Annotated in this window: 20 protein-coding genes; 13 read left to right on the forward strand and 7 right to left on the reverse strand. The window is 48.6% G+C overall.

Annotated features, from left to right (window positions below; translation table 11 throughout):
• Positions 1–15 precede the first annotated feature (15 nt).
• Complete coding sequence (locus EWA64_RS05210) at positions 16–996, reverse strand: TDT family transporter (protein ID WP_061895013.1); 981 nt, start codon at positions 994–996, stop codon at positions 16–18.
• Positions 997–1,102: 106 nt separating this feature from the next.
• Between EWA64_RS05210 and EWA64_RS05215 the strand changes: the two genes are divergently transcribed.
• The 8 genes from EWA64_RS05215 (at position 1,103) to EWA64_RS05250 (ending at position 10,435) form a co-directional block, all read left to right on the forward strand.
• Positions 1,103–1,996: a LysR substrate-binding domain-containing protein gene (locus tag EWA64_RS05215; protein WP_061894977.1), complete on the forward strand. Its 894-nt coding sequence runs from the start codon at positions 1,103–1,105 to the stop codon at positions 1,994–1,996.
• A 111-nt stretch (positions 1,997–2,107) separates the two neighbouring features.
• Positions 2,108–2,416, forward strand: coding sequence for a YebG family protein (locus EWA64_RS05220; RefSeq protein ID WP_039439704.1), 309 nt, complete (start codon positions 2,108–2,110; stop codon positions 2,414–2,416).
• A 265-nt stretch (positions 2,417–2,681) separates the two neighbouring features.
• Positions 2,682–3,713 carry a 2,3,4,5-tetrahydropyridine-2,6-dicarboxylate N-succinyltransferase gene (dapD, locus tag EWA64_RS05225; RefSeq protein ID WP_061894978.1) on the forward strand — a complete coding sequence of 344 codons (1,032 nt, stop codon included), beginning with the start codon at positions 2,682–2,684 and terminating at the stop codon, positions 3,711–3,713.
• Positions 3,714–4,258: 545 nt separating this feature from the next.
• The gene (locus EWA64_RS05230) at positions 4,259–5,110 is read left to right on the forward strand and encodes an MIP/aquaporin family protein (protein WP_039433370.1); all 852 of its coding nucleotides are present in this window, start codon (positions 4,259–4,261) and stop codon (positions 5,108–5,110) included.
• A gap of 43 nt (positions 5,111–5,153) precedes the next feature.
• Positions 5,154–6,671, forward strand: coding sequence for a glycerol kinase GlpK (gene glpK, locus EWA64_RS05235; RefSeq protein ID WP_039430349.1), 1,518 nt, complete (start codon positions 5,154–5,156; stop codon positions 6,669–6,671).
• A gap of 185 nt (positions 6,672–6,856) precedes the next feature.
• Positions 6,857–7,624 carry a DeoR/GlpR family transcriptional regulator gene (locus EWA64_RS05240; RefSeq protein ID WP_039430350.1) on the forward strand — a complete coding sequence of 256 codons (768 nt, stop codon included), beginning with the start codon at positions 6,857–6,859 and terminating at the stop codon, positions 7,622–7,624.
• Positions 7,625–7,868: 244 nt separating this feature from the next.
• Positions 7,869–9,407, forward strand: a complete 1,539-nt coding sequence (glpD, locus tag EWA64_RS05245; RefSeq protein WP_061895014.1) for a glycerol-3-phosphate dehydrogenase — start codon at positions 7,869–7,871, stop codon at positions 9,405–9,407.
• Positions 9,408–9,505: 98 nt separating this feature from the next.
• A complete protein-coding gene (locus tag EWA64_RS05250; protein ID WP_061894979.1) occupies positions 9,506–10,435 on the forward strand; it encodes a zinc transporter ZntB in 930 nt (309 codons plus the stop codon).
• Between the two features lie 12 nt (positions 10,436–10,447).
• Here the strand turns inward: EWA64_RS05250 and EWA64_RS05255 are convergent, their stop codons facing one another.
• A complete protein-coding gene (locus tag EWA64_RS05255; protein ID WP_061894980.1) occupies positions 10,448–11,548 on the reverse strand; it encodes a GNAT family N-acetyltransferase/peptidase C39 family protein in 1,101 nt (366 codons plus the stop codon).
• Positions 11,549–11,614: 66 nt separating this feature from the next.
• On the opposite strand from EWA64_RS05255, the gene EWA64_RS05260 reads away from it, so the two are divergent.
• Complete coding sequence (locus EWA64_RS05260; protein ID WP_061894981.1) at positions 11,615–13,066, forward strand: RimK family ATP-grasp domain-containing protein; 1,452 nt, start codon at positions 11,615–11,617, stop codon at positions 13,064–13,066.
• A 62-nt stretch (positions 13,067–13,128) separates the two neighbouring features.
• Here EWA64_RS05260 and EWA64_RS05265 read toward each other — a convergent pair whose 3' ends face one another.
• Entirely contained in the window at positions 13,129–14,313 is a 1,185-nt protein-coding gene (locus EWA64_RS05265) for an NnrS family protein (protein ID WP_061895015.1), read from the reverse strand.
• A 134-nt stretch (positions 14,314–14,447) separates the two neighbouring features.
• Between EWA64_RS05265 and EWA64_RS05270 the strand changes: the two genes are divergently transcribed.
• A complete protein-coding gene (locus EWA64_RS05270; RefSeq protein WP_061894982.1) occupies positions 14,448–15,002 on the forward strand; it encodes a gamma-glutamylcyclotransferase family protein in 555 nt (184 codons plus the stop codon).
• A gap of 30 nt (positions 15,003–15,032) precedes the next feature.
• On the opposite strand, the gene EWA64_RS05275 is transcribed toward EWA64_RS05270, so the two are convergent.
• The 3 genes from EWA64_RS05275 to EWA64_RS05285 form a co-directional block, all read right to left on the reverse strand.
• Positions 15,033–15,665 (reverse strand): outer membrane beta-barrel protein, encoded by a 633-nt coding sequence (locus EWA64_RS05275; RefSeq protein ID WP_061894983.1) that lies wholly within the window; start codon positions 15,663–15,665, stop codon positions 15,033–15,035.
• A gap of 283 nt (positions 15,666–15,948) precedes the next feature.
• Positions 15,949–17,550, reverse strand: a complete 1,602-nt coding sequence (locus EWA64_RS05280; RefSeq protein WP_061894984.1) for a methyl-accepting chemotaxis protein — start codon at positions 17,548–17,550, stop codon at positions 15,949–15,951.
• A gap of 198 nt (positions 17,551–17,748) precedes the next feature.
• Complete coding sequence (locus tag EWA64_RS05285) at positions 17,749–18,657, reverse strand: LysR family transcriptional regulator (protein WP_425315138.1); 909 nt, start codon at positions 18,655–18,657, stop codon at positions 17,749–17,751.
• 99 nt (positions 18,658–18,756) lie between these two features.
• On the opposite strand from EWA64_RS05285, the gene chrA reads away from it, so the two are divergent.
• Both chrA and EWA64_RS05295 read left to right on the forward strand, forming a co-directional pair.
• Positions 18,757–19,899 (forward strand): chromate efflux transporter, encoded by a 1,143-nt coding sequence (gene chrA / locus EWA64_RS05290; RefSeq protein WP_061894986.1) that lies wholly within the window; start codon positions 18,757–18,759, stop codon positions 19,897–19,899.
• Positions 19,900–20,148: 249 nt separating this feature from the next.
• Positions 20,149–21,834: an AMP-binding protein gene (locus EWA64_RS05295; protein WP_061894987.1), complete on the forward strand. Its 1,686-nt coding sequence runs from the start codon at positions 20,149–20,151 to the stop codon at positions 21,832–21,834.
• Between the two features lie 102 nt (positions 21,835–21,936).
• Here EWA64_RS05295 and EWA64_RS05300 read toward each other — a convergent pair whose 3' ends face one another.
• Positions 21,937–22,140, reverse strand: a complete 204-nt coding sequence (locus EWA64_RS05300) for a DUF1127 domain-containing protein (RefSeq protein ID WP_061894988.1) — start codon at positions 22,138–22,140, stop codon at positions 21,937–21,939.
• A gap of 129 nt (positions 22,141–22,269) precedes the next feature.
• On the opposite strand from EWA64_RS05300, the gene EWA64_RS05305 reads away from it, so the two are divergent.
• Positions 22,270–23,169, forward strand: a complete 900-nt coding sequence (locus EWA64_RS05305; RefSeq protein WP_244881498.1) for a LysR substrate-binding domain-containing protein — start codon at positions 22,270–22,272, stop codon at positions 23,167–23,169.
• Positions 23,170–23,260 lie beyond the last annotated feature (91 nt).

Consider the following 23,260-nt stretch of genomic DNA (forward strand, 5'->3'; position numbering starts at 1 on the left):
GCCGGGCTTGCTATTTTAGCACTGTCTTACCTGAGCCTGCTGCATCTTGGGCAAAATGAGCAGGTTATAACCGTATTGCATCGCCACATAGCCAACCACTAAGGTGGCAACAATAAGTTCTAAGCTCGCTAGCCACTGCACCTGCACCACATATTCCGCGCTGATATCGACCGTTTTCATCCAAGCCGCCATTTTAAACAGCGCGGTCGAACCAATCACCATCGGAAAGGTAAACGCTGCATAACCGGGGCTAAAAGGCAGTCGCAGCAAGGTAAAAAACGCCAGATAGATGATGGCCGTCATCAACACTGCAATGCCAAACAGCAGCGCCACAATCACAGGCGAAGGATGCGCGGTGACGGTCAAATAGCCAGCCAAAGAGAGACTCGCCGGCGCGGCCAGAATCGCCATGGTGGGTTTGGCGGCATCGGGCACTTCATGGGTAAACATGAAACGGTAGATCATGATGGGTAGCATCACCGCATAGGCAATCATGCCAAAGAGCAAAGCACCGTGCGCAACAGGCGCCAATACAGGGTTACCGGAGAAAGAAACATCCGCGACGATAATGCCAACCGGAGGCACAAACCAACTGGGCACCATGTGGTGAAGTTCAAACTCTTTTGCACGGTGATAAACAAAACTCAGCAAAAATACGATGTGTAACGCAACCGCCGCAGACCACATGACATCACCAGCGATAGGGAAGAAATGCCCTAGCGAATTCGATACCACCATGGTCGCCATAGCAAAAGTCGGCACCACACTGCCCACAACGGGGTGTGCCAAATCTTGTCTCAGCAAATGGCGATGAAAAAGGAATTTTACCGCGAGGATCAACAGCAAGACACTGGCAAGCGCTGCGCTAAGCCACTGTCCGTAGCCATGGAGTTCGGCGAAGTTTTCCCAGCACCAACCCAAACTGGCAATTCCTAGCGCCAAGCCAGCCATCGGCGTCGGAGCACCCATCACTTTTGCTTTTGTTGCTTGAATCATCATGACCTCGACCTACTGTTTTTAGGAAACAAGCTCATTTTAAACTTGCGTCATGTTTAAAGATATCTAATTATTTATAACGAACGTTCAACTAAATTAAACAAGCATGGCCAGCCACATTTCACTGCGACAACTGAAAGTTTTCATCACCATCACGCAGCATCATACCTTGACGGCGGCGTCCGAAAGTCTGTTCCTTTCCAAAGCCGCGGTTAGCATGGCGCTCTCTGAACTGGAGAAACAGATCGGCCACGCGCTGTTTGACCGAGTGAACAACCGTTTAATTCTCAATCAAGAAGGGCAAAAGCTCTTACCTTTAGCCGACGAACTGCTCAGCCGCGCTCGAGATATCGAAAGCCTGTTTGATGGTGACGCGAGCTTATCCGGCCAGTTACGCATCGGTGCCAGTGACACCATCGGCAACCAGGTGGCTCCTTATCTACTGCGTGATTTTCGCCGTCAGACCCAGCATCAGTCACAAAGCTTGTTTATTTCCAATTCGGCACAGATCTGCGACAAACTGGTCGACTATGAGCTGGATATTGCGCTGATAGAAGGCAAAACACTGCATCCAGAGTTACATTCCAGCCAGTTTAGCCAAGACGAAATGTGCGTGATCTGCGCTATGGATGCCCCATTCGACGCCAATCAAATGATGACGCTGAGTGAACTGGAAAACAGCGAGTGGATTTTGCGCGAAGCCGGTTCAGGTTCCCGCGAGTTTTTTCTGCGTGTCATCGCGCCGCGTTTAGAACAGTGGCAAGAAGCGTTTCAGCTCAATACGACGGAAGCGCTGATCAACTCTGTTTCCGCGGGTTTGGGATTGGGCTGCCTATCACGCTTGTCCGCCGAGCCTGCGATCCGTGAGGGGCGAGTAAAAATGCTCCACATGCCACTGGATATGAAACGCCGCTTTTGGCTGCTGGTACACAAAGAGAAATACCAAAACCCGCTTCTGCAAGCGTTTATCGCCTTTTGTAAAGAGTGGCAGAACGTGTAAAACGCTGAATTCATCAGCCTCTCATTCTGACAGGCACAATTGGACATTACCGAACAAAAACTGTATAAACAGACAGTAAATTTTCGCAACGACTAACCTAGGGGATTAACCATGGCTGTTATCGTCAAGTACGTGGTAGAACGCAACGGAGAAGAGAAAATGACTTTTACCTCTAAAGCGGATGCTGACGCATACGACAAGATGCTCGATATGGCAGACGAGCTTTTCGAACTACTGGGTAAAAGTGACCTTCTAGAAGATGAAGGCAAGCAGGAAGATCTGGCGATGTTCCTTGCACAGAACAAAGAAGAGCTCCTCTACGCTCTGGGTGCAAAACGTCGCCCAGCGCCAAAGAAAGAGAAAAAGCTCACTGCTGTAGATGAACCATCAACAGAAGAGTCCGCCGAAGACGCGGCTTAAGTTCTACCCACACCGCCAAGAAGCCGTCGCACCAGTGGCGGTTTTTTATTGGCTGTACGACACCATTTCTCGTTAAAGCAATTTCTCGTGAAAGCAATTTCTCGTTAAAGAAATATATCGCTAAAAAGACAAAAGGTATCCACTGACGGACTTTCTCCCCGCTAGACCTTTAAGTTCGTTTTTTGTCTCTTTATGATGAACTCAACCTTATTCATGCTCTTCAGTGAACAGACGAGCACCAAGATTCAACAGATGGAGATCTCCTATGGCTTACTTTTCCCTAGCCTTTGGCACGGCGACTAAAAACCGCGATGGCAAAATTATCGAAGCGTTTTTTCCTCATCCAGTTTTAAACCCAAGCGAAGCACTGGTTGACGCACTGGCTGTAGTAGCTGGATACGAGCAAGGCAACCAAGCCATTGAGATCTCTGCTGCGCAAAGTGCCGAGCTTGCTAGCGCGTTTGAGAAAAACGGCGATGCGGCCAACGCCGCGTTTGCGGCTAAAGCGGCGCAGTCTACCCAGCCGCTGGTACTGGTGATCCTCGCAACAGATGAGCAATCTCAGTCGGTGGCGGAAGGTTTCCTCAAGCTGCAGTTGATTTCGCACCGTTTGATCAAACCACACGGCACCGTACTGGACGGCATTTTTGGCCTGCTGCACAACATCGCCTGGACCAACGAAGGCCCGATCGATCTGCCTGAGCTGGCTGAACGCCAAATCGAAGCGCGCCTTGCAGGCCGCGTATTGACTGTCGATTGCGTCGACAAGTTCCCGAAAATGGTCGATTACATCGTACCAACGGGAGTGCGCATTGCTGACACTTCTCGCGTGCGACTTGGCGCTCATGTGGGCGAAGGCACCACAGTAATGCACGAAGGCTTTATCAACTTTAACGCCGGTACGGCAGGCGTGAGCATGGTTGAAGGCCGTATTTCTGCTGGCGTGGTGGTCGGAAACGGCTCAGACATCGGCGGCGGCGCGTCTATCATGGGCACGCTTTCTGGGGGCGGTAAAGTGGTGGTATCGATTGGCGAGAACTCACTGCTTGGTGCAAACGCAGGTCTTGGTTTCCCGCTAGGCGATCGCTGCACAGTGGAGTCCGGTTTGTACGTCACCGCAGGTTCGAAAGTGCGCATGCTAGACTCAAGCGGTCAAGAAGTCGAAATGGTCAAAGCGCGCGATCTGGCTGGTGTCTCTGATCTGCTGTTCCGCCGCAACTCAGTGACAGGACAAATCGAGTGTCTTGCCAACAAAACCGCGGTGGAACTCAACAGCGAACTGCACAAAAATAACTAAGCCAGAGTATCTGCGAGTGTGCTGAGCACCTCGACGTACTGCTCCGTTGGCTTGACCATCCAGGCGATAGCACAGGCTGTCGCCTTTTATTTTAGCAACGGATCCCACTTGGCTGCTGAAACACTCGACTTCGAACCTTCTTTTAAACTCCATTTGGTATGACCAGTCACGACACCCGTCGCTGGCTATTTAAGCGAACAGCCAACATGCTGCGCACTCATCTCACATTTCCCTAACCTAGCTCTGCTTACCTAGTTAATAAAATGTAATATTCTCTGATACTTAACGAGAAGAGACCGCTTCGACATCTCAAGTACATGGTTGACTGGCTATGAAAACAATGCCTTCAATCGCCTGTTGCGCGAAAAATGTTCAAACAATGACTTATTTAACAAAAAAGATACGTATCATTAATAAAATTATGCTCGAACGCTCAATTTGGTTGATTGTTTGTTTTCGCAATCGTTTAAATGTGCAAAATAACCGCTGTGCATGTGGTTTATAAAAATAAGCACGCCGACTGTGGAACATAAAGGACTCTTACCATGACAAACAAAAAAACAACTCTCTTCGGAGAGTGCCTGGCCGAATTCATCGGTACAGGTCTACTTATCTTTTTCGGTGTTGGCTGCGTTGCCGCGCTGGTTCTTGCCGGTGCTCAATTTGGTCAATGGGAAATCAGCATTGTGTGGGGCTTTGGCGTCACCATCGCTATCTACTGTACAGCAGGGGTATCGGGTGCGCACATCAACCCAGCGGTGACTATCGCACTGGCTGCTTTCCACGGCTTCGACAAAGCGAAAGTCGTGCCTTACATCATCGCTCAACTGCTTGGCGCATTTTGCTCTGCGGCGCTGGTTTACAGCCTGTACAGCAACCTCTTCACTGACTACGAACTGGCACACAACCTGATCCGTGGCAGCAAAGAAGGCTTGGCAACGGCTGGCATATTCTCCACTTACCCACACGCTTCACTCTCTTTCCTTGGCGCTTTTGCGGTGGAATTTGTGATTACTGCGGTACTGATGTTTGCCATTTTGGCGCTAGGCGATGAGCACAACGGCGCTTCTCGCGGTGCGATGAACCCACTATTGATCGGTATTTTGATTGCGGTCATCGGTGGCTCACTTGGCCCACTCACCGGTTTTGCCATGAACCCGGCTCGTGACTTCGGACCAAAACTGTTTGCTTACTTTGCAGGCTGGGATTATGCACTCACTGGTGCGAAAGACATCCCTTACTTTATCGTGCCAATCCTTGCTCCGATTGCCGGTGCTTGTTTTGGTGGCTGGTTGTATCCAAAAGCGATTGCGGCCTACCTACCTAATGTTGGCCAAGGTTGCACCATCCCAAATCAATGCGATGCTGCTGAAGACGTTGAAGAAGCTCGCGCTTAATAAATTGACTAAAATATAACTAACGAAACGAAAGGATCTTACCATGACTGAGCAGAAGTACATTGTGGCGCTGGACCAAGGCACAACCAGTTCCCGCGCAGTGGTTTTAGACCACGACGCGAATATTGTTTCCGTTTCCCAGCGCGAATTCACTCAGATCTACCCTCAAGCAGGATGGGTAGAGCACGATCCCATGGAAATTTACGCCACCCAGAGCTCAACCTTAGTGGAAGTTTTGGGTAAATCGGGCATTCGCAGCGACCAAGTAGCCGCCATCGGTATCACCAACCAACGTGAAACCACCATTGTATGGAACAAAGAGACTGGCAAACCGGTGTATAACGCGATTGTGTGGCAATGTCGCCGCACCGCCGATATCTGTGAAGATCTGAAAGCACGCGGCTTAGAGAGCTACATCCGTGACAATACAGGCCTAGTTCTCGACCCTTACTTCTCGGGCACCAAGGTGAAGTGGATTCTCGATAACGTGGAAGGCGCGCGCGAAGACGCTGAAGCTGGCAAACTGCTGTTTGGTACCGTCGATACTTGGCTCGTTTGGAAAATGACCCAAGGCCGTGTGCACGTAACCGACTACACCAACGCCTCTCGTACCATGCTATTTAACATCAACGATTTGTGTTGGGATCAGAAGCTTCTAGACGAAATGGGCATTCCAGCCTCAATGATGCCAGAAGTGAAACGCTCTTCTGAAGTCTATGGCCAAACCAACATCGGTGGTAAAGGTGGTACGCGTATTCCAATCGCCGGGATCGCAGGTGACCAACAAGCAGCACTGTACGGACAAATGTGTGTCGAAGCGGGGCAAGCGAAAAACACCTACGGTACGGGCTGCTTCTTGCTGATGAACACGGGTAAAGAGAAAGTGGCGTCGCAAAACGGCCTACTGACCACACTGGCTTGTGGCCCACAAGGCGAGCCCGCCTACGCACTGGAAGGCGCGGTATTTATGGGCGGCGCATCGATTCAATGGCTACGCGATGAGCTTAAGCTGATTTCTGATGCGCACGACTCCGAATACTTTGCTACCAAAGTGGACACTTCAAACGGCGTGTATGTGGTGCCGGCCTTTACTGGCCTTGGCGCACCCTACTGGGATGCCTATGCTCGCGGTACCATTGTCGGCCTGACTCGCGGCGTGAACGCCAATCACATCATCCGCGCGACACTGGAAGGCATCGCCTACCAAACTCGCGACGTGTTGGATGCGATGCAAGCCGACTCGGGCATCAAGCTCTCAGCGCTACGTGTCGATGGTGGTGCAGTGGCCAACAACTTCTTAATGCAGTTCCAATCGGATGTATTGGATACCGAAGTACACCGTCCGAAAGTGACCGAAGTAACCGCACTTGGCGCGGCATACCTTGCCGGCCTTGCAGTAGGTTACTGGAACAGCATTGATGAGCTGAAGAACAAAGCGGAAATCGATCGCTCTTTCCTTCCTCATCACGACGAAGAGAAACGCAACCGCCGCTACAAAGGCTGGAAACGTGCGGTTAAGTGTGCGCAAACTTGGTCTGAAATGCGCGATCTCGAAGATTAATTCTTACCTCCCCCTCTGTTTGGGCGCCTTCATGGCGCCCTTTTTTGTTGTTTCAGCCGATTTCTTGATGTGGGTTGCTTCTATGAATGCGTTATTTAGCGCACAATAGCCCGAGTGATTATTTTCGAATGCCAGCATTTCTAACCCTTAAGGACTAAGCTGGTTAGAGGCATCAGGGAGACAAAGTGAAGCAGATACCAAGACATCAACAAATTATTGAAATGGTGAAAAAGCAGGGATACGTCAGCACCGAGGAACTGGTCGAGAAATTTAATGTTAGCCCGCAGACCATTCGCCGTGATCTGAACGAACTTGCCGACGAGAATAAAATCCGCCGCTACCATGGTGGTGCAACCATTCCGCTCAGCTCAGAAAACACCTCCTATTCGACCCGTAAAAAAGAGCACTTTACCGAGAAAGATCTGATCGCCGAAGAGCTGGCTAAGCATATTCCCGATGGCGCGACGTTGTTTATTGACATCGGCACCACGCCTGAGGCGGTTGCCAAAGCGCTCAACAAAAATCACAAGCAATTGCGCGTCGTTACCAACAACATCAACGTCGCCAGTATTTTACTCAGCAATCCAGAGATCAAAGTTATCCTCGCGGGCGGAGAAGTGCGTAACCGGGATGGCGGCATTGTCGGAGAAGCCACACTAGATTTCATCAAACAGTTCCGCCTCGATTTCGGCATCTTAGGCATCAGCGGTATTGATTACGATGGCTCCCTACTCGATTTCGATTATCACGAAGTGCGCGTTAAGCAGGCCATCATCGAAAACAGCCGCAGTGTGTACTTAGCGGTCGACCACAGCAAATTTGGCCGTAATGCGATGGTGAAACTGGGCAACATTTCGCAAATTAACTTACTGATCACCAATCAGCAGCCTCCCGAAGAGATCAGCGCCATCCTTAAAGAGCATCAAATTCCGTTAGAAATCGCCAGCCACTAATCTACTTTCCTCAAGTTCGCTTTGCGCCTCACCTCTTTGGTGGGGCGTTTCTGTTTTCGCCACCGTAAACACCCAAACGCACGCCTTATCAGCTTCCCTTTCTTCGTTCTTATGCGCAAATCACACAAACACTCAAAAACGAAAATAAAGGATGATCTCATTCGAAAATTCAGTTAGGCTTCCTTTAGTTTCCAAAATGTTCGTTCGCTCAATATAACAATACAAAAATAGGTCAGCTTCTATGATGAACTCACAACCTCAACAATCTCCAATTCTTGATCTCATTGTCGTTGGCGGTGGGATCAATGGCGCAGGTATTGCCGCCGACGCAGCAGGCCGTGGGCTTAGCGTTGGTTTATACGAAATGAAAGACTTCGCTTCAGCTACCTCGTCAGCCAGTTCGAAACTGATCCACGGTGGTCTGCGCTACCTTGAACACTATGAGTTTCGTTTGGTCTCAGAAGCGCTTGCTGAACGTGAAGTGCTGCTGAAAAAAGCGCCGCACATCGCCTTTCCGATGCGCTTTCGTTTACCACATCGCTCCTATCTACGCCCAGCATGGATGATTCGCTGTGGGCTATTTTTGTATGACCACCTTGGCAAACGCACAACGTTACCAAGCAGTGAAAAGGTCAATCTGGCGCAGACAGGCCTTCTCAAAGAAGAGATGAAAGTGGGCTTTGAGTACTCCGATTGCTGGGTGGATGATGCCAGACTCACACTCTTAAATGCTCTTTCCGCACAGCAAAATGGCGCGGAAGTGCGCAACTATTGCAAAGTGGAAAAAGCCGAACGCACGGAAGGGATGTGGAAAGTCACGCTGCAAGATCAGCACACCGGCGAGCGTTTTGAGCGCATGGCGCGTGCGTTGGTCAATGCGGCTGGCCCTTGGGTAAAAGCGTTTTACGATCAAAGCTTGGATACACCATCACCGCGCAATATTCGTTTGATCAAAGGCTCACACATCGTGGTACCGCGCGTGCATCCTGATCCTCAGGCGTATATTTTGCAAAACAACGATGGTCGGATCGTTTTTGTTATCCCTTACCTAGACAAGTTCTCAATTGTCGGCACCACCGATGTGGAATACAAAGGCGACCCGCGCGAAGTGGCCATCTCCGAACAAGAGATCGAATACTTGATTGATATCGTCAATCAGCACTTTATCCACCAGCTTGAGCGTAAAGACGTCGTGTGGACATACAGCGGCGTGCGCCCTTTGTGCGATGATGAGTCGGACTCACCGCAAGCCATTACCCGCGACTACACTATCGAGCTTGAGCAAGAGTTAGACCAAGCGCCGCTGCTCTCCATCTTTGGGGGTAAACTGACCACGTACCGCAAACTGGCAGAATCGGCAATGCGCAAATTAGCGCCCTACTTTAGCGAGATGGGTCAAGCATGGACCGCCAACCAAGCCCTGCCGGGTGGGCACTTCAGCTGCTCACGTGAGCAGCTCGCGACGTCACTGACCCAGCAGCACGCATGGCTTACCCCTGCTTTGGCACAACGCTACGTAGCGCAATTTGGTAGCGATGCTCGAGTGCTGCTGCAAAATGTCACTCAAGAGAGTGACATGGGTACGCAGTTTGCCGAGGGTGTCTACCAAAAAGAGATCGATTATATGCTGAACCATGAGTTTGCCCGTTGCGCAGACGATGTACTGTGGCGACGTACTAAACTTGGCCTTTACCTCACCCCTGAGCAGGTCGATGAACTCACACGCTACATTAAGCAGCAAGTAGAAGGCACTCAGCCAGCACCACTTAAAGCGGTCTGTTAAACCTAAGCTCTCTGTTTCTTAGCAAACAACACTGGCGTCATGGCAGTAAGTCGCGTACTTTGAACACTGCCATTTTTTAGGAAACAGAGAGCCTATCCATGGGATTTATCATTGATCACTGGGATTTCAATTCCGCCCCGGCGAATCAGCCAAGTCACAATCAACCGCGCATGCAAGCGGGTCACTGGTATCATTGTGAACGCCACCATCCTGATATCCGCCACTGGCTAATCGACAATCAAGTGCCCCTCAGCACCATCAACCACCTTTTAGCAGACGAAACTCGACCCTCTTTTCATCGCTATGATGATGAGAGCTTCATGCTGATCCTGCGTGGTGTGAACATGAACGAAAACGCCACGCCAGAAGACATGCTAAGTGTGCGTATTCTCTATTTTAATGGCTGCTTAATCTCTACACGCAAAATCTCCTCCAAAGCCATTTCCGAGATCCGCGAAACGCTGACGCAACATAAAGGGCCGCAAACACTCGGCGATCTGCTACTCGCGATTATTGATGGCTTGACGGGGAAAATGCAGAGCTATCTGCAAACGATCGAAGATCAAATCGAACGCTTTGAGTTAGACACCGAACAGATTGGCGATGTGATTGAGGTGCAGAAATCGCTCCTGAGCGTTAAACGCTTCATTCGCCCACAGCAATACGCGATTGCCGACTTCGCCATGTCTGAACTCAATCTTTTACAAAACAAAACACTGCTGATTAATTACGCGCTCAGTAACATCACGCGTATCAATGAAACTATCGATTTCTACTTAGATGAGCTGCAACTGTTGAAAGAACAAATTCAACAGTTGCGCGAAGACAAGATCAGCCGCAACAGCTACTTATTTACCTTGATTGCCAGTATTTTCCTGCCGACCAGTTTTTTAACGGGATTGCTGGGCATCAACATCGGTGGTATCCCGGGTGTGGAATCCCCGGTTGCCTTTATGTGGTTTTGCATTGGTTTAGTGGTAATTTTTGCCGCTGAAGTGCTGCTACTCAAACGGCTCAAATTTTGGTGACCATTGCCACTATTATCGAGGTACACGGCCTGGTTTGATCACCACGCAGGCCGTGTGTTTCTGTTTGCCAAAACCAATGATCTGCGACAACGCCTTTTTACTCACCGTCACATGTGCCGAGGCTATGACATCTTGCTCAGACTCGGCATGCGGATCGTGAATAAAGAAAAAGCGCTCGCTCATACCGCTCAACAGCACCCAGTGCGGCTCCTTACTGCCATTAAAGCGGTAGGTGCTGATCAGCAGCAGCACGCTCGCCCCTTCGCTGACCCACTGCTCCAATTGCATTTGGGTTGGCGGCGCTTCAATCATGCTGACGTCAAACTCTTGCAACTGTTGGCAGAAATCTTGATGGACGATTTCAATCACTTGCTTTTTGTTTTCATCTCGCACGCTGTCGATAAACGGGGTCGATTTGGCATGACTCCACAGCTCGACATGGTAACCACGTCGCGCCGCAGCAAGCGCCAAGCCGTGGCCACTGCAACCACCGTGCCCAGCTGCCATGAAAATCGTTGTCGCTTCACGCCACAGTTGTAACTCCTCTTTTCTTGACGGCGTAAACTCCGGAGTGTGATGTGCAAAGGCCATCAGCAAACAGGCCGCGCCACAAGTAAACGGCGTAGTCTGCACGTATAAAGGCATCGGCAGTAACGTTTTCGGCCCATAGTGAGCCAGCCGCTTTTGCATGCGGATGCCATCACACAAATCATCATAATAATGAATCAGTAATTTAAAGGTTTTGTAACCCAATTTTTGGTACAAATTTATTGCGGCTGTATTGTCTTCACGAACCTCAAGGCGTAATGTAGTGAAACCCTGTTCAATGGCCGAACGCTCACATAGTTCAATCAAAGACTGAGCAATTTTCTGCCCACGAAACTCAGGTCTTACAGCAATCGAATACAATCTTGATAGTTGTGTTCCTTGATGAAACAGTAACAGCGCATAGCCTGCTAACTGTTGGCCACTATCCGCAACCAGCAGTACGGCATGCTCAGATTGGATAAAACGTTTCATTTGTCTCGGTGCAATTCTGTCACCCGTGAAAAGTTCTTTTTCCAGCTTGTTCAACGCATCAAGATCGGTCATTTTCGCGACACGAAAATCCATTTGGCACCTTCGGGAATGAGTAAGAAAGCTTCCTCATCATAGCTCGTTTATTAAGGAAAAAAAGAGATGGCAAATCTTTTAATTGTGACTGACCAAACCAGTGATTGGCAGCAGTATTTTCCATCCGAACAAGTGGTCAATGTTGCCCAATATTTAGACAGTGAATGGCAACACAATCAGCGCAGTGTACAGGTGGTTAACCTGTGCCGAGATTACAGTTACATGAGCAGTGGTTACTACTGTTCACTGATGGCAGGCGCACGTGGACATCGCGTCATTCCGACCGTCACTGCCATCAACGACATTACCCAGCCATTATTGATCTCCTCCGGTTTTCTTCGCCTTCATCGTCTACCGAAAGATCAAGATGAGATCGCGTGCAAGATCTACTTTGGCCGCACAGAGCAAAAAGGGCTAGAAAAGCTGGCCAGACGCCTGTTTGAACAGTTTATGGTGCCGGTGATTGAGCTGAAAATGACCCGCAATCAGCACAACTGGCAAATCGACTCAGTGCAGCCTTTCCCATTCCAAGATCTTGAAGAACAAGAGGAAAACTTCTTTATCGAGTCGCTAGAGATGTTCTCCAACAAAGTATGGCGCAAACCCAAGCAAGAGAAAAAATATCGCTACGATATCGCAATGCTGGTCGATGAAGAAGAGAAAATGCCCCCGTCAGACCCTTCCGCGCTCAAACGCTTTAAGCGTGCCGCGGCACGTTTAGGGATGAATTTGGAAACCATTTCTCGTGATGAAATTTCGCGCCTTGGCGAGTTCGATGGCCTATTTATCCGCGCGACCACCAATATCAGCAACTATACCTACCGCTTTGCTAAAACGGCCGAGAAACTAGGACTGGTGGTGATGGACGACTCCGAGTCGATCATGAAGTGCACCAACAAGGTCTTTCTCACTGAGCTTCTGAAAAACAACAAAGTACCCGCGCCAGCCAGCGTGATTTTGAAAAACTTTGACCCGGAGTGGAAAAGTGATCTACTCAGCGAACTAACCTTTCCCATGGTACTGAAAATTCCAGATGGCGCATTTTCACGTGGTGTGGTGAAAGTGCGTAATGATGAAGAGCTGGAAAAAGAAGCGGCGGCGTTGTTTGAAAAGAGCGAGTTGATTTTGGCACAAGCCTTTATGCCAACCGACTTTGACTGGCGCGTTGGAATTTTGAACCGCCAAGCGATCTTTGGCTGTAAATACATGATGAGCCGTGGTCACTGGCAGATTTATCAGCATCACAACAGTGGCCGCGTCTCTTCCGGTGGCTTTGAAACGCTGGATCTAAAACAAGTGCCGAAAAATGTGGTGGATGTGGCACTCAAAGCGGCCAACTTGATCGGTAATGGCCTTTACGGCGTGGATCTCAAAGAGATTGATGGCCAAGTGTACGTGATTGAAGTCAATGACAACCCGAGCATCGATCATCATGTCGAAGACGCCTTCCTCGGTGATTTACTTTACGATCGCATCATGACCGAATTCTTGCGCCGTATTCAGATGCGCGGTTTCTAATCTTACACAACAAGCTCTGAGAACAACCAAGCCACTCGCCACGAGTGGCTTAGTTTTTTCTATCATCCCGGATGTCCATCCACCCTTGGCGTGAGTAACATCTTGCCAAACTTAACCACAAACAAGGTAAAAGCGATAACCCACAGCGCCGCACTCAAGTTTACCCACACAAACAGATGTTCAGGAAAAGCGATCACCCCCAAGCTGCGCACGCAAGCCGCCAACAAGATGGAGAAAAAAGCGACGCGCAGATTAGGCCCTTTGTATATCATCCGCCCCGTGTGCCCCATTGTTACGCGCGCAATCATCGCCAAGATCAAGCCGCCCAGCGCACCGATGGCGAACAGATGCAGCAAATTATGCGTTGCCAACGGAGTGTGCCAAATACCTCGCAAGATCAAGCTAAGCGGCAGACACAAATACGCGCCGTGTAGTGACCAAACCAACGGCTCGCTCAATGTTCGCCATGGTTGCCAACGGCAAAAACGAACCAGTTGAGCAACCCCTGTAAACAGCATCAGCGCCGGACCGATTTGCAGAAAAGTGACCGGGAAAAAGCTGAGAACAAACAGCAAAACCAGTGGCAAGTTTGCCAGCCAATCTAACCAAACTAAAGTCGGCGCTTTTTCAAAGTTAAAACGACGGGCAGTAAAAAACGGGATAACGCGGCCACCCATGACCGAAAGGAGTAAGGTAAACCACCACAACATCGCCTGCCACACTGCAGAGGCACTAAAAGGCGGCATGCCTTTTATGGTGGCGTAACTGGCAAAATTGGCCGCTATCGCCAACAGAAAAAGGGGCACGAAAAACAGGTTGCGCCAACCTTTCGCTTTTACCACACGACTTCCGACTTCATACGCGACTAAAGCAAGGAACAAGGCTTCAATACTGGAGGTCAGCCAAAGTGGCGTGGGTGTCCAGAGCAGAACTCTTGGCAGGATCCAAAGTACCACCAGCCAAGCGAGACGATGGTGTTTGGTGCCATTTGATCCTGTCCAGTTTTGTACTGCGGTGAGTAAAAAGCCAGCGACGATCGCCATGGCAAATCCGAACAGCATTTCGTGGACATGCCACCACAACGCGGGGACTGCCAACCAAGAAGGTTGCCCTTTTTGAAACATCCATACCCAAGCAACAATGGCGACAACTGCATAAATAGAGCCCAGTAGAAAGAAAGGACGAAACCCCAATCTTAACCAAGGTGGGATCGCTTCCTCCACCCGCTTATCCGTAATGTTTAGCATCGCAGCCCCCATAGCTGATTTGATTTTGCTCGCATGTCCGCAGTGTAACACCAAAAGATGCAAAACAAATACAAGTTTAAAATTATTCTCAGGTGGGTATAAATAGTCTCACCGCGATCACTTTGGGAGCTCTTATGTACATCTTTGGTTATGGTAGTTTGATCAATTCAGCATCGCGCCAATTAACCGGGCAAACAGGCGAAGCAATTCCTGTTATTGCTCATGGCCTAGTTCGCTATTGGGGCAAAGTGGACGAGAGTTATATCCTCTCACCTTTGGTGGTTAACCGTGGCGACAGCCAAGTCAATGGTGTGTTGCTTGAGATTGATGAGCGGGCATTAGCTGAGTTTGATCGAAGAGAGCGCGGTTATCACCGCATTGCCATCAGCGCAGAACAGATAGAAACGGAGCACACTTTTCATCGTGACTATCCAATTTGGGTTTATGTAAAAGAGCGGCCAGAGCCCCCCAGCACTTTAAGCCCTATCATGCAAAGCTATGTCGATACGGTTTTAGCTGGTTGCTTGGAAATCTCGACCGATTTCGCCCGTCATTTTATCGACTACACCGTCGGTTGGCACTTTCCCAAAGAAAACGACCGCCACGCGCCAAAATACGGCAATTTAGCTGGCGTTGAGGAGCATCACTATCCACTGATCGATGCACTGATAACACAAAAGGGAGCATAATGCTCCCTTGGGTCAACCATCAAGTAATCATCAGAACTTGTAACGACCACCGATGTAAAGGGCTGTTAGGTCAACATTAGTGTCGTAGAACTCTGTGCCAAGAGCGCGGTAACCGCCTTGGATCATCCAACCAGAGTCAAACTCGTAGCCAGCTTCAATACCGTAAGTGAAACCATTGCCACTTTCGCTCTCCAACTTGGCAGAGTTGTAGTTGCTTTTGGTCAGCTCTACTTCAAATTTAGTTGCTGAATAACCCAGTAGAGCCCCTAAATAAAACTTAGTATTAGAAAAATAGTACTTCGGGCGAATATTCAGACCATAGCCTGAAAACGATCCTTCAACATCCGCAGAAACAATCCCACCATTAGTGGTCGTTGCTAGTGCACTACCCAAATTTTTAGAGCCGTAATTGACGTACTCAAACTCAATACCAGTCACGAAATTGTCAGTGATTTTTTTATCGAAACCAATAGAAAATGCAGCCCCGGCATCCAGATCATAAGACTTCGTATTTGCATCATTGATGGAAACTTCTGTTTTTAGTCCTTCAAGCCCCACATACCAGCCCTGTTTTGGGCCAACGTGAGTTTGTTCGATCTCTTCCGCACCTGCTGTAAATGCAGCACCCATAGCCAATGCCAGAATCGGCAAAATTTTTTTCATTATAATTCCCTTGTATATCATACTGTTAAACAGTAAACCAATCGCGCGGGATTATAATCTTTATTACTTTGTAACCAATTAAAAATCTCATAAAATGAGACCAATTCCATAAAAATGGATGATATATTTATACTTTTGTATACTAATCAACCATCAGATAACATTCTTGCAAGCATAAGTCGTTACGTGTGCAAACAGTCTTTAGATATGTTTGGCAGATCAAAGAAGTGAAGAGATACAAAGCCCAACACTCAGCATCTCTCTTCTCCTATTCTCAACACCGTTAAATTTTAAAGCGCATCATTTTTTCATCGAGCTGGCGAGAGAGATCCGCTAATGTTTCACTCTCTTCGGCCAAGAAATTGGCGGCTTGCGACATCTCCATCGCGGCGTCGTTAATCCCACTGACGTTACGATTCATCTCTTCCGCCACGGCACTCTGTTCTTCCGCTGCGGTCGCTATTTGCGTCGCTTTGTCACTCACATGACGAATATGGTCAACGATAAGCTGTAAATCTTCTCCAGCATGCTCTGCCTGTGCAACACTGCTGTCGGCCAAAGAGCGGCTTTTTTGCATCGCATCCACCGCAGCCACAGCAAGTTGCTGTAGAAGATTTATCGTGGTTTGAATTTCATCGGTCGAATGATGAGTACGCCCAGCGAGATTACGCACTTCGTCAGCGACCACGGCAAAACCTCGTCCTTGTTCGCCAGCGCGAGCGGCTTCAATCGCTGCATTAAGAGCCAGAAGGTTGGTTTGTTCAGAAATGCCGCTAATCACACTGGTCACTTCACTGATTTGCATCACGCCTTCTTTGAGTTTGTTGACCTGCTCATTAGCCACATTTAACTCAACGGAAAGCTGGCGAATACTATCGACACTAGAATGCACATCCTTGTCACCGAGATTCGCTTCTTTGGTGGCATCGAGTGTATCGCGCGCCGTGTCTTCAGCATGTCCAGCCACATCGGCCACCGTCGCACTCATCTCATTCATCGCGGTCGCCAGTTGATTGAGTTGATCGCGCTGACTGACTACCGCTTGGCTGGTCTCTTCCGCTGAAGTAGCAATACGCACCGCGGCATCGGCTACTTCTGACGCTGACTGCACGGATTCATACAGAGCATCCCGAACCGAAGTAATGCTTTCGTTGATATCGTGCGCCAAGCGGCCGAACTCATCTCGACCTTCAACCTTCACACGAGCGGTTAAATCGCCTTTCGCCACTTGCTTCATGCTTTCGCGAATCGCTTGCAATGGCTCAACCACTGCGCGGGTAATCACAATACCCAAGCCGCTCATCAGCAAGGTGACGATTAAAGTGGCTAGCCCCATTTTCATGATCTGCTGGTTGACCGCCGCTTCAATGTCATCTAGCAGCATACCCGAACCAATAATCCATCCCCAAGGCGCAAAACCTTGTACCACCGAGAGCTTATCGGCTGGCTGGCCAGCATTATTCTGCCAAGGGTAGATCAATGACCCGGTTCGGCCACCACTGCCTTTTTCTACCATAGTGAACCAGAATTGCCCGTCGCTACCATTGCCCATCTGCTTTCCGACCAGATCATCACGAATGGGATGGACAATGGTGTAGCGGTTTTCATCTATCACAAATAGATAATTTTCGCCGTCAAAGCGTGTATGTTTGATCAATGCTTGCGCTTGTTGCTGCGCTTCTTGTCTCGGTAACGTCTGATTGAGATAAGTCACTTGAGAAAACACACTGCGGATCACCGCAGTTAGGCGGGCTTCTCTTTCGAAAATGAGATTTTGTTTGAGTGCATTGGCAGAAATAGCCAGAAGAGAGAGAAATCCCAGTATTCCAACCGCAATAATAATAGTCAGCTTGTAGCTGACTTTGATGTTTCTTAGCTTCAACATGACGTGATACCACCCTAAATCAATCTTGAATAAATGTTGAGACTGATAATTTTGTTATTTTTAGACTCACTTTATTTAGCATGGTCGACGGTTTTTACTTTGCCAGAATAGAAATGCAGATTGTTATTAAGCTCAAAAAATATTATGCAAAACCATGAAATGCACCAAGTGGTTATGCGTCTATTCTAGCCATTTCACCTATTCGATCGACGCTTTCACCACCCCTCTAAGCCACAGTCCCTTATCACTTTGTGTGGCACTCGCATGCCAAACCAAGGAGATATCGAAATCGGCTACGGCGAGAGGTGGCTGAAACGTCACCAGACCATCATCAAAACCGTTCGCTTTCGCCATACGTTCTGGCACGATGGCGATTAACTCTCGGCCAGCGAGAAGATGGCGAATCGTGAGAAAGTTTCGACTGGCTAAAGAGACACGGCGGCTCAAACCGTATGAAGCTAACGTTTTGTCGGTTTGTGTCGTCAAACTGCCATCGGTACTGACCAACGCCTGTTCAAGCGCCGCAAATTTCTCTAACGTCATACTTTGCACATCAATAAGCTTTGGATCGCACAGGCATACATGGCGCTCAGTGTAGAGGTACTGCGCACAAAACTTGCTATCCAGTTGCGGGATCGATCCTATCACCACATCCAACTTTTCTTGTTCCGTTAAGGAGAGATAGTTTTGACGGTTGACATTGACAAAGCTGACTTGCGCGTTAGGTGCTTCCGAACGTATCGCGTCATACAATTGAGACGCGAAGATGAACTCTGCATAGTCGGTCAAACCGATACGGCAAACACCTTCAAACTGTGATGGGCAGAACTCACGCCGAGTCAAAAGCTCGCGTGAAATCGATTCAAGTAGCCCATCAATAAACGGCGCAATTTTATGTGCGTACTCAGTTGGCTCCATCTTATGCCCTTTGCGTTCAAACAGCGGATCGTCCAACATAATGCGTAGTCGGCCTAAGCTGTGGCTCATGGCCGACTGACTAACAAAGCCCATTTCGGCGGCGACGCTGACACTCCGGTAGCGGTAAAGCTGTGAGAAGACCACCAGCAGGTTCAGATCCATATTCTTCCAGTTCAGATCGCCGAGCACTTTCATCCCATCCTATTCATACAAAAAATGAAAACTATTAATTTGAATCATTATAAGTCGCTGCGTACAGTGTGCTCATCATTTATATGAGAAAAATCCATGTTCACAATTTTCAAAACCTTCTTTTACTTGGGCTGGATCAGTTTCGGCGGCCCTGCAGCACATATTGGTTACTTTCGTCATACCTTTGTGGAAAAACACCATTGGCTAAGCGATGAGGAGTACGCTCAATTAGTCGCTTTAAGCCAATTTTTGCCGGGGCCGGGCTCAAGTCAGGTCGGTTTTGGTTTAGGCTACAAACAAGGGGGCTTAGCTGGAGCTTGTGCGGCTTTTTTCGGTTTTACGCTTCCGTCAGTCATTGTCATGTTGCTGTTGGCGCTGCTAAGCAGCCAAATCATGGGCAATGTCTGGTTCGAACAGGTAGTGCATGGTCTCAAGCTGCTGGCCGTAGTCGTGGTCGCCGATGCGGCTTGGGGCATGTATCAGAATTTTTGTCGCACGCGTCTAACCACTGCGCTGTGTGTGGGCACTGCTTTTGCCTTGCTGGTTTTCCCTTCGATCGCGACACAAATGTTGCTGTTGCTTGTAGCTGCTTTGATTGGTGTGGCCTTTATAAAAAGCGACAAGGTCGCTTCTCCATCCGAGTTTAAACCGTCACTATGGCCACTGGTGATGTTTGTTCTGCTGCTATTGGTTCTGCCCATTGCCGCGACCCAACACTCTCTTTTCACGCTTTTCAACGACTTCTTCCAAGCAGGCAGTCTGGTGTTTGGTGGCGGCCATGTAGTGCTGCCTCTTTTGCAAAACATTGTCGGCGATAAGCTCAGTCAAGACGCCTTTTTAACCGGTTACGCCGCTGCGCAAGCCGTACCTGGGCCTATGTTTACCTTTGCTACCTACATTGGCTATGCACTTCATCCACAAGCACCTATTTTCGGCGCCTTAGTCGCGACATGCGCCGTCTTTCTGCCTGGTTTTCTTCTGATGCTCGCTGTCTTGAAAAACTGGCAACAACTGGCAAACAAACCGAAAGTCAGTGGCGCATTGATGGGCGTCAACGCGTCAGTGGTGGGCCTACTGCTAGCGGCGCTTTATCAACCCGTGTTTAGCAGTGCGGTAAGTACTGGTCTTGATGTCGGGCTAATTTTGTGCGGCTTTTTTCTGCACAAACAGATAAAGCTGCCCATATTGGCGTTGGTTATTTTCTTTATGCTCGCAGGTATTGTCAGCGGCGGGTTTTAATCCAGATCGCAAGTCATCAAACGTATTGATTGCTCAACGGGTTGTTTTGACTACCGTTGGGCAACGCCGCTCTCTCCTCTCAATGCCACATCCCGGCAAAGGTCAGCGAAGCAAATTAGCGACATGGCTTGACACAATTTCTCACCAACAAACGTGGATTTTTATTTCTGGCCAACCCAAATCATGCTAAATTAACAACAAATTAACATAAAAATAACGATTGTTTTGCCAATAACATGGAGTTAGAGAATGATTCAGCCTAACGAGTTAAGCAAACCCAACTGCGCTCTCCCACCGCCAAATGAAATGATCTTAAAATGGGCAGCGGAACGCCCGAATGAGGTCTATCTAAAACAAATCATTAACCGCCAGTTCGTCGAGTTCACCTATGAGCAAGTCGCTGACCAAGCGCTGCGTTTAGTCACCGCTCTTCGCGAGCTCGGGGTACAACCGGGCGATCGTGTCGCACTGATTTCGAAAAACTGCGCCGAGTGGTTTATCTGCGATTTAGCGATGATGCTTGGTGATTACGTCAGTGTCCCGATCTTTCCAACTGCCAGCTCAGAAACGATTGAATACTGCTTGAGCCACAGTGAAAGTAAAGTTTTGATCGCGGGTAAACTTGATAATCCGGAGACTACGCAAAAAGTTATCGACGAGATGACCGATATCAAGAGCATCGCGTTGCCGTATGATTCTGCGCCACAATGCCAGTATCAGTACAAAAACTTGATTGCCAAGGCCGAGCAGAGTCAAGAGCGCCCGCAGCACCACGATGATAAACTGATGTCTTTAGTTTACACCTCGGGCACCTCTGGTCTGCCGAAAGGCGCGATGCTCACTTATGGCGCATTTTGTTGGTCGGTGCATCAACTGATTAAACACATCGGAATTCAAGAAAACGACCGCCTGTTCTCCTATTTACCTCTCGCGCACATCACTGAGCGCGTCTATATCTTTGGCTCCTCAGTAATCGGCGGTGTTCCGACTGCCTTTCCGGAATCGCTAGATACTTTTATCGAAGATGTCAAAATGCAGCGCCCAACGCTGTTCATTTCAGTACCACGTTTATGGACACTGTTCCAGCAACGCATCCAGGACAAATTGCCGCAAAAACGTCTTAATTTTTTGCTAAAGATTCCCTTGGTCAATTCCTTGATCAAAAAGAAGCTGGCCGATGGACTTGGTTTAGATCAAGCTCGCGTGCTGGGTTGTGGGTCCGCTCCAGTTTCTCCTGCACTGCTCCAGTGGTACCACAGTGTCGGGCTCAACATTACTGAAGCTTGGGGAATGACAGAGGCCTTTGCCTACACCACATTGAATTACCCATTTAGGGCCGACAAAATCGGCAGTGTTGGTAATGCAGGGCCGGGCATTGAACTTAAAATCGCTGAAGATAGCGAGATCATGGTTCGCAGCCAAGGGCTCTTTTCTGGCTACTATAAGAATGACATTGCCACCAAAGAGTCCTTTGATAAAGAAGGTTGGCTACATACTGGCGATATAGGCTCTATCGACAGTGAGGGCTATTTGACCATTCAAGGGCGTAAAAAAGACACCTTCAAAACCGCCAAAGGCAAGTTTGTCGCACCTGTTCCTATCGAGAAAAAACTCTTTGAATACAGCCGTGTGGAGATGATGTGCCTCATTGGGTCCGGGTTACCCGCACCAATATTACTGGTTGTGCCACATAACTTCCCTCACTTTGACCGTGAGCGGTATGAACGAACCACGCAAAAAGTCATCAAACGCATGAATGCCGAATTGGAATCTCATGAGCAGATCAAGGGAGTCCTGATGATTAAAGAGCCCTGGAGTATCGATAACGGCATTTTGACGCCAACATTGAAAATAAAGCGCCATGTGCTTGAGCAGAAGTATCACGAAGTTGGCCACAACTGGCCAAAAGACAAACTGGTGGTTTGGGAACAATAACCTCTCCATCAACACGTCTTAAAGACTCAAAAACCGCAGGCTCACTCCTATTCTTGAACCTGCGGTTTTTTCCTTTACAAACATCGATATGACCTTTCTCAGTTAGTCCCAAAAGCTACGCTTCACCTCATTCGAAACTTGTTCTTTAGTCAGACCAAGATCTTTGTACATATGTTCCGACAACTCGGACAACTGTCGCCGCGTTTGGTAGTTTCTTTTCCAACGCAACACTTCGATAAATAAACGCTTAAGTGACCGTACTGTTTTCTTAGCATTAAGAGGTAGATGATTTATGCTGGATTCCATATTGACTCCTTGAAATTAAGCTTTGTTCGAGCTAATAATCGCTTTATCGTCCCCAATCCTCAAACGATAAAAACCATCATTAAGTTAAGGAATACTTAAGTGAAAGAGAGAATGCCACCGCTGTAAGGTTTGTATTACTTTTATATCGCATGTCAGCAAGGCAGCTTCAAGCGTGCGGCCGAGCAGTTATTTGTTTCCGCAGCCGCAGTCAGTCAGCAGATTCGACAATTGGAAGAGTGGTTAAACGTTGATCTTTTTGTTCGCCAGCATAGAAAAGTACAACTGACTGCGGAAGGTGCACTGCTTTTTGAACAGACAAAGAAAGGCTTTACCCACTTGCAAGAAGGTATTCGCTTAATCAATACCGACCCAAACCCCAATCAGCTATCGGTTTCCACTTTGCCCTCTTTTGCTCAGCATTGGTTAGTGCCTAGGTTGACCGAGTTCAAAAGCCGCTATCCTCATATCGCTCTGCTACTCGAACCAACCAATCAACTGATCACATTTGATGATTCCCGAATCGATTTATGCATTCGCTATGGACGAGGAAACTACCCCAATATTGAGAGCCAATGGCTAATGGATGATGTTATGTATCCCGTCTGTCACCCGATTTATCGGCAACAGCACAATATCCAAACGCTGGCAGACATCAACCAAGTGGATCTGATTGAAGACACTTGGCCAGACATGGACTGGGCCTCTTTTCTAAGTAATCTAGGTCTTAACGGGGGACAGTCGACACTCAAATACGATGGATCGCATTTTGTTTTGGAGGGAGCCCTGGCGGTGCAGGGGGTCGGATTAGTCAAGCACTCACTAGCAGCGCGTTACATAAAAGAAGGGAAACTGGTGCGCATTGGCAGTACTGCGTTAAAGCCAAGGTATAGCTACTACATGTGCGCACCTACTGGCTATTTCCGCAGAGAGAAAGTCCAACTTTTTCGCCAGTGGCTTCTCGACGAAATAGCCAACTTTCAATACGCTTATCCTCTCACCGACATCGATGTGATCAACGATATCGAATAGTTGATTCAAATGAACAAAGAGGGCCGCTTAGCGCACCTTGATATTCAAATAATAAAAAACCCGCAGTTGCCTGCGGGTTTTTCTGTTATCG

Origin of the sequence: Vibrio cidicii (assembly GCF_009665415.1) — a bacterium.
Classification (GTDB): Bacteria; Pseudomonadota; Gammaproteobacteria; order Enterobacterales; family Vibrionaceae; genus Vibrio; species Vibrio cidicii.

Excerpts from the sequence above, each read along its gene's own strand:
- EWA64_RS05270 (WP_061894982.1), top strand. The coding sequence starts at position 14,448 with ATGTACATCTTTGGTTATGGTAGTTTGATCAATTCAGCATCGCGCCAA.
- EWA64_RS05210 (WP_061895013.1), bottom strand. The coding sequence starts at position 996 with ATGATTCAAGCAACAAAAGCAAAAGTGATGGGTGCTCCGACGCCGATG.
- EWA64_RS05295 (WP_061894987.1), top strand. The coding sequence starts at position 20,149 with ATGATTCAGCCTAACGAGTTAAGCAAACCCAACTGCGCTCTCCCACCG.
- dapD (WP_061894978.1), top strand. The coding sequence starts at position 2,682 with ATGGCTTACTTTTCCCTAGCCTTTGGCACGGCGACTAAAAACCGCGAT.
- EWA64_RS05300 (WP_061894988.1), bottom strand. The coding sequence starts at position 22,140 with ATGGAATCCAGCATAAATCATCTACCTCTTAATGCTAAGAAAACAGTA.
- EWA64_RS05250 (WP_061894979.1), top strand. The coding sequence starts at position 9,506 with ATGGGATTTATCATTGATCACTGGGATTTCAATTCCGCCCCGGCGAAT.
- EWA64_RS05260 (WP_061894981.1), top strand. The coding sequence starts at position 11,615 with ATGGCAAATCTTTTAATTGTGACTGACCAAACCAGTGATTGGCAGCAG.
- EWA64_RS05215 (WP_061894977.1), top strand. The coding sequence starts at position 1,103 with ATGGCCAGCCACATTTCACTGCGACAACTGAAAGTTTTCATCACCATC.
- glpK (WP_039430349.1), top strand. The coding sequence starts at position 5,154 with ATGACTGAGCAGAAGTACATTGTGGCGCTGGACCAAGGCACAACCAGT.
- EWA64_RS05275 (WP_061894983.1), bottom strand. The coding sequence starts at position 15,665 with ATGAAAAAAATTTTGCCGATTCTGGCATTGGCTATGGGTGCTGCATTT.
- EWA64_RS05255 (WP_061894980.1), bottom strand. The coding sequence starts at position 11,548 with ATGGATTTTCGTGTCGCGAAAATGACCGATCTTGATGCGTTGAACAAG.
- EWA64_RS05265 (WP_061895015.1), bottom strand. The coding sequence starts at position 14,313 with ATGCTAAACATTACGGATAAGCGGGTGGAGGAAGCGATCCCACCTTGG.
- EWA64_RS05220 (WP_039439704.1), top strand. The coding sequence starts at position 2,108 with ATGGCTGTTATCGTCAAGTACGTGGTAGAACGCAACGGAGAAGAGAAA.
- glpD (WP_061895014.1), top strand. The coding sequence starts at position 7,869 with ATGAACTCACAACCTCAACAATCTCCAATTCTTGATCTCATTGTCGTT.
- chrA (WP_061894986.1), top strand. The coding sequence starts at position 18,757 with ATGTTCACAATTTTCAAAACCTTCTTTTACTTGGGCTGGATCAGTTTC.
- EWA64_RS05230 (WP_039433370.1), top strand. The coding sequence starts at position 4,259 with ATGACAAACAAAAAAACAACTCTCTTCGGAGAGTGCCTGGCCGAATTC.
- EWA64_RS05280 (WP_061894984.1), bottom strand. The coding sequence starts at position 17,550 with ATGTTGAAGCTAAGAAACATCAAAGTCAGCTACAAGCTGACTATTATT.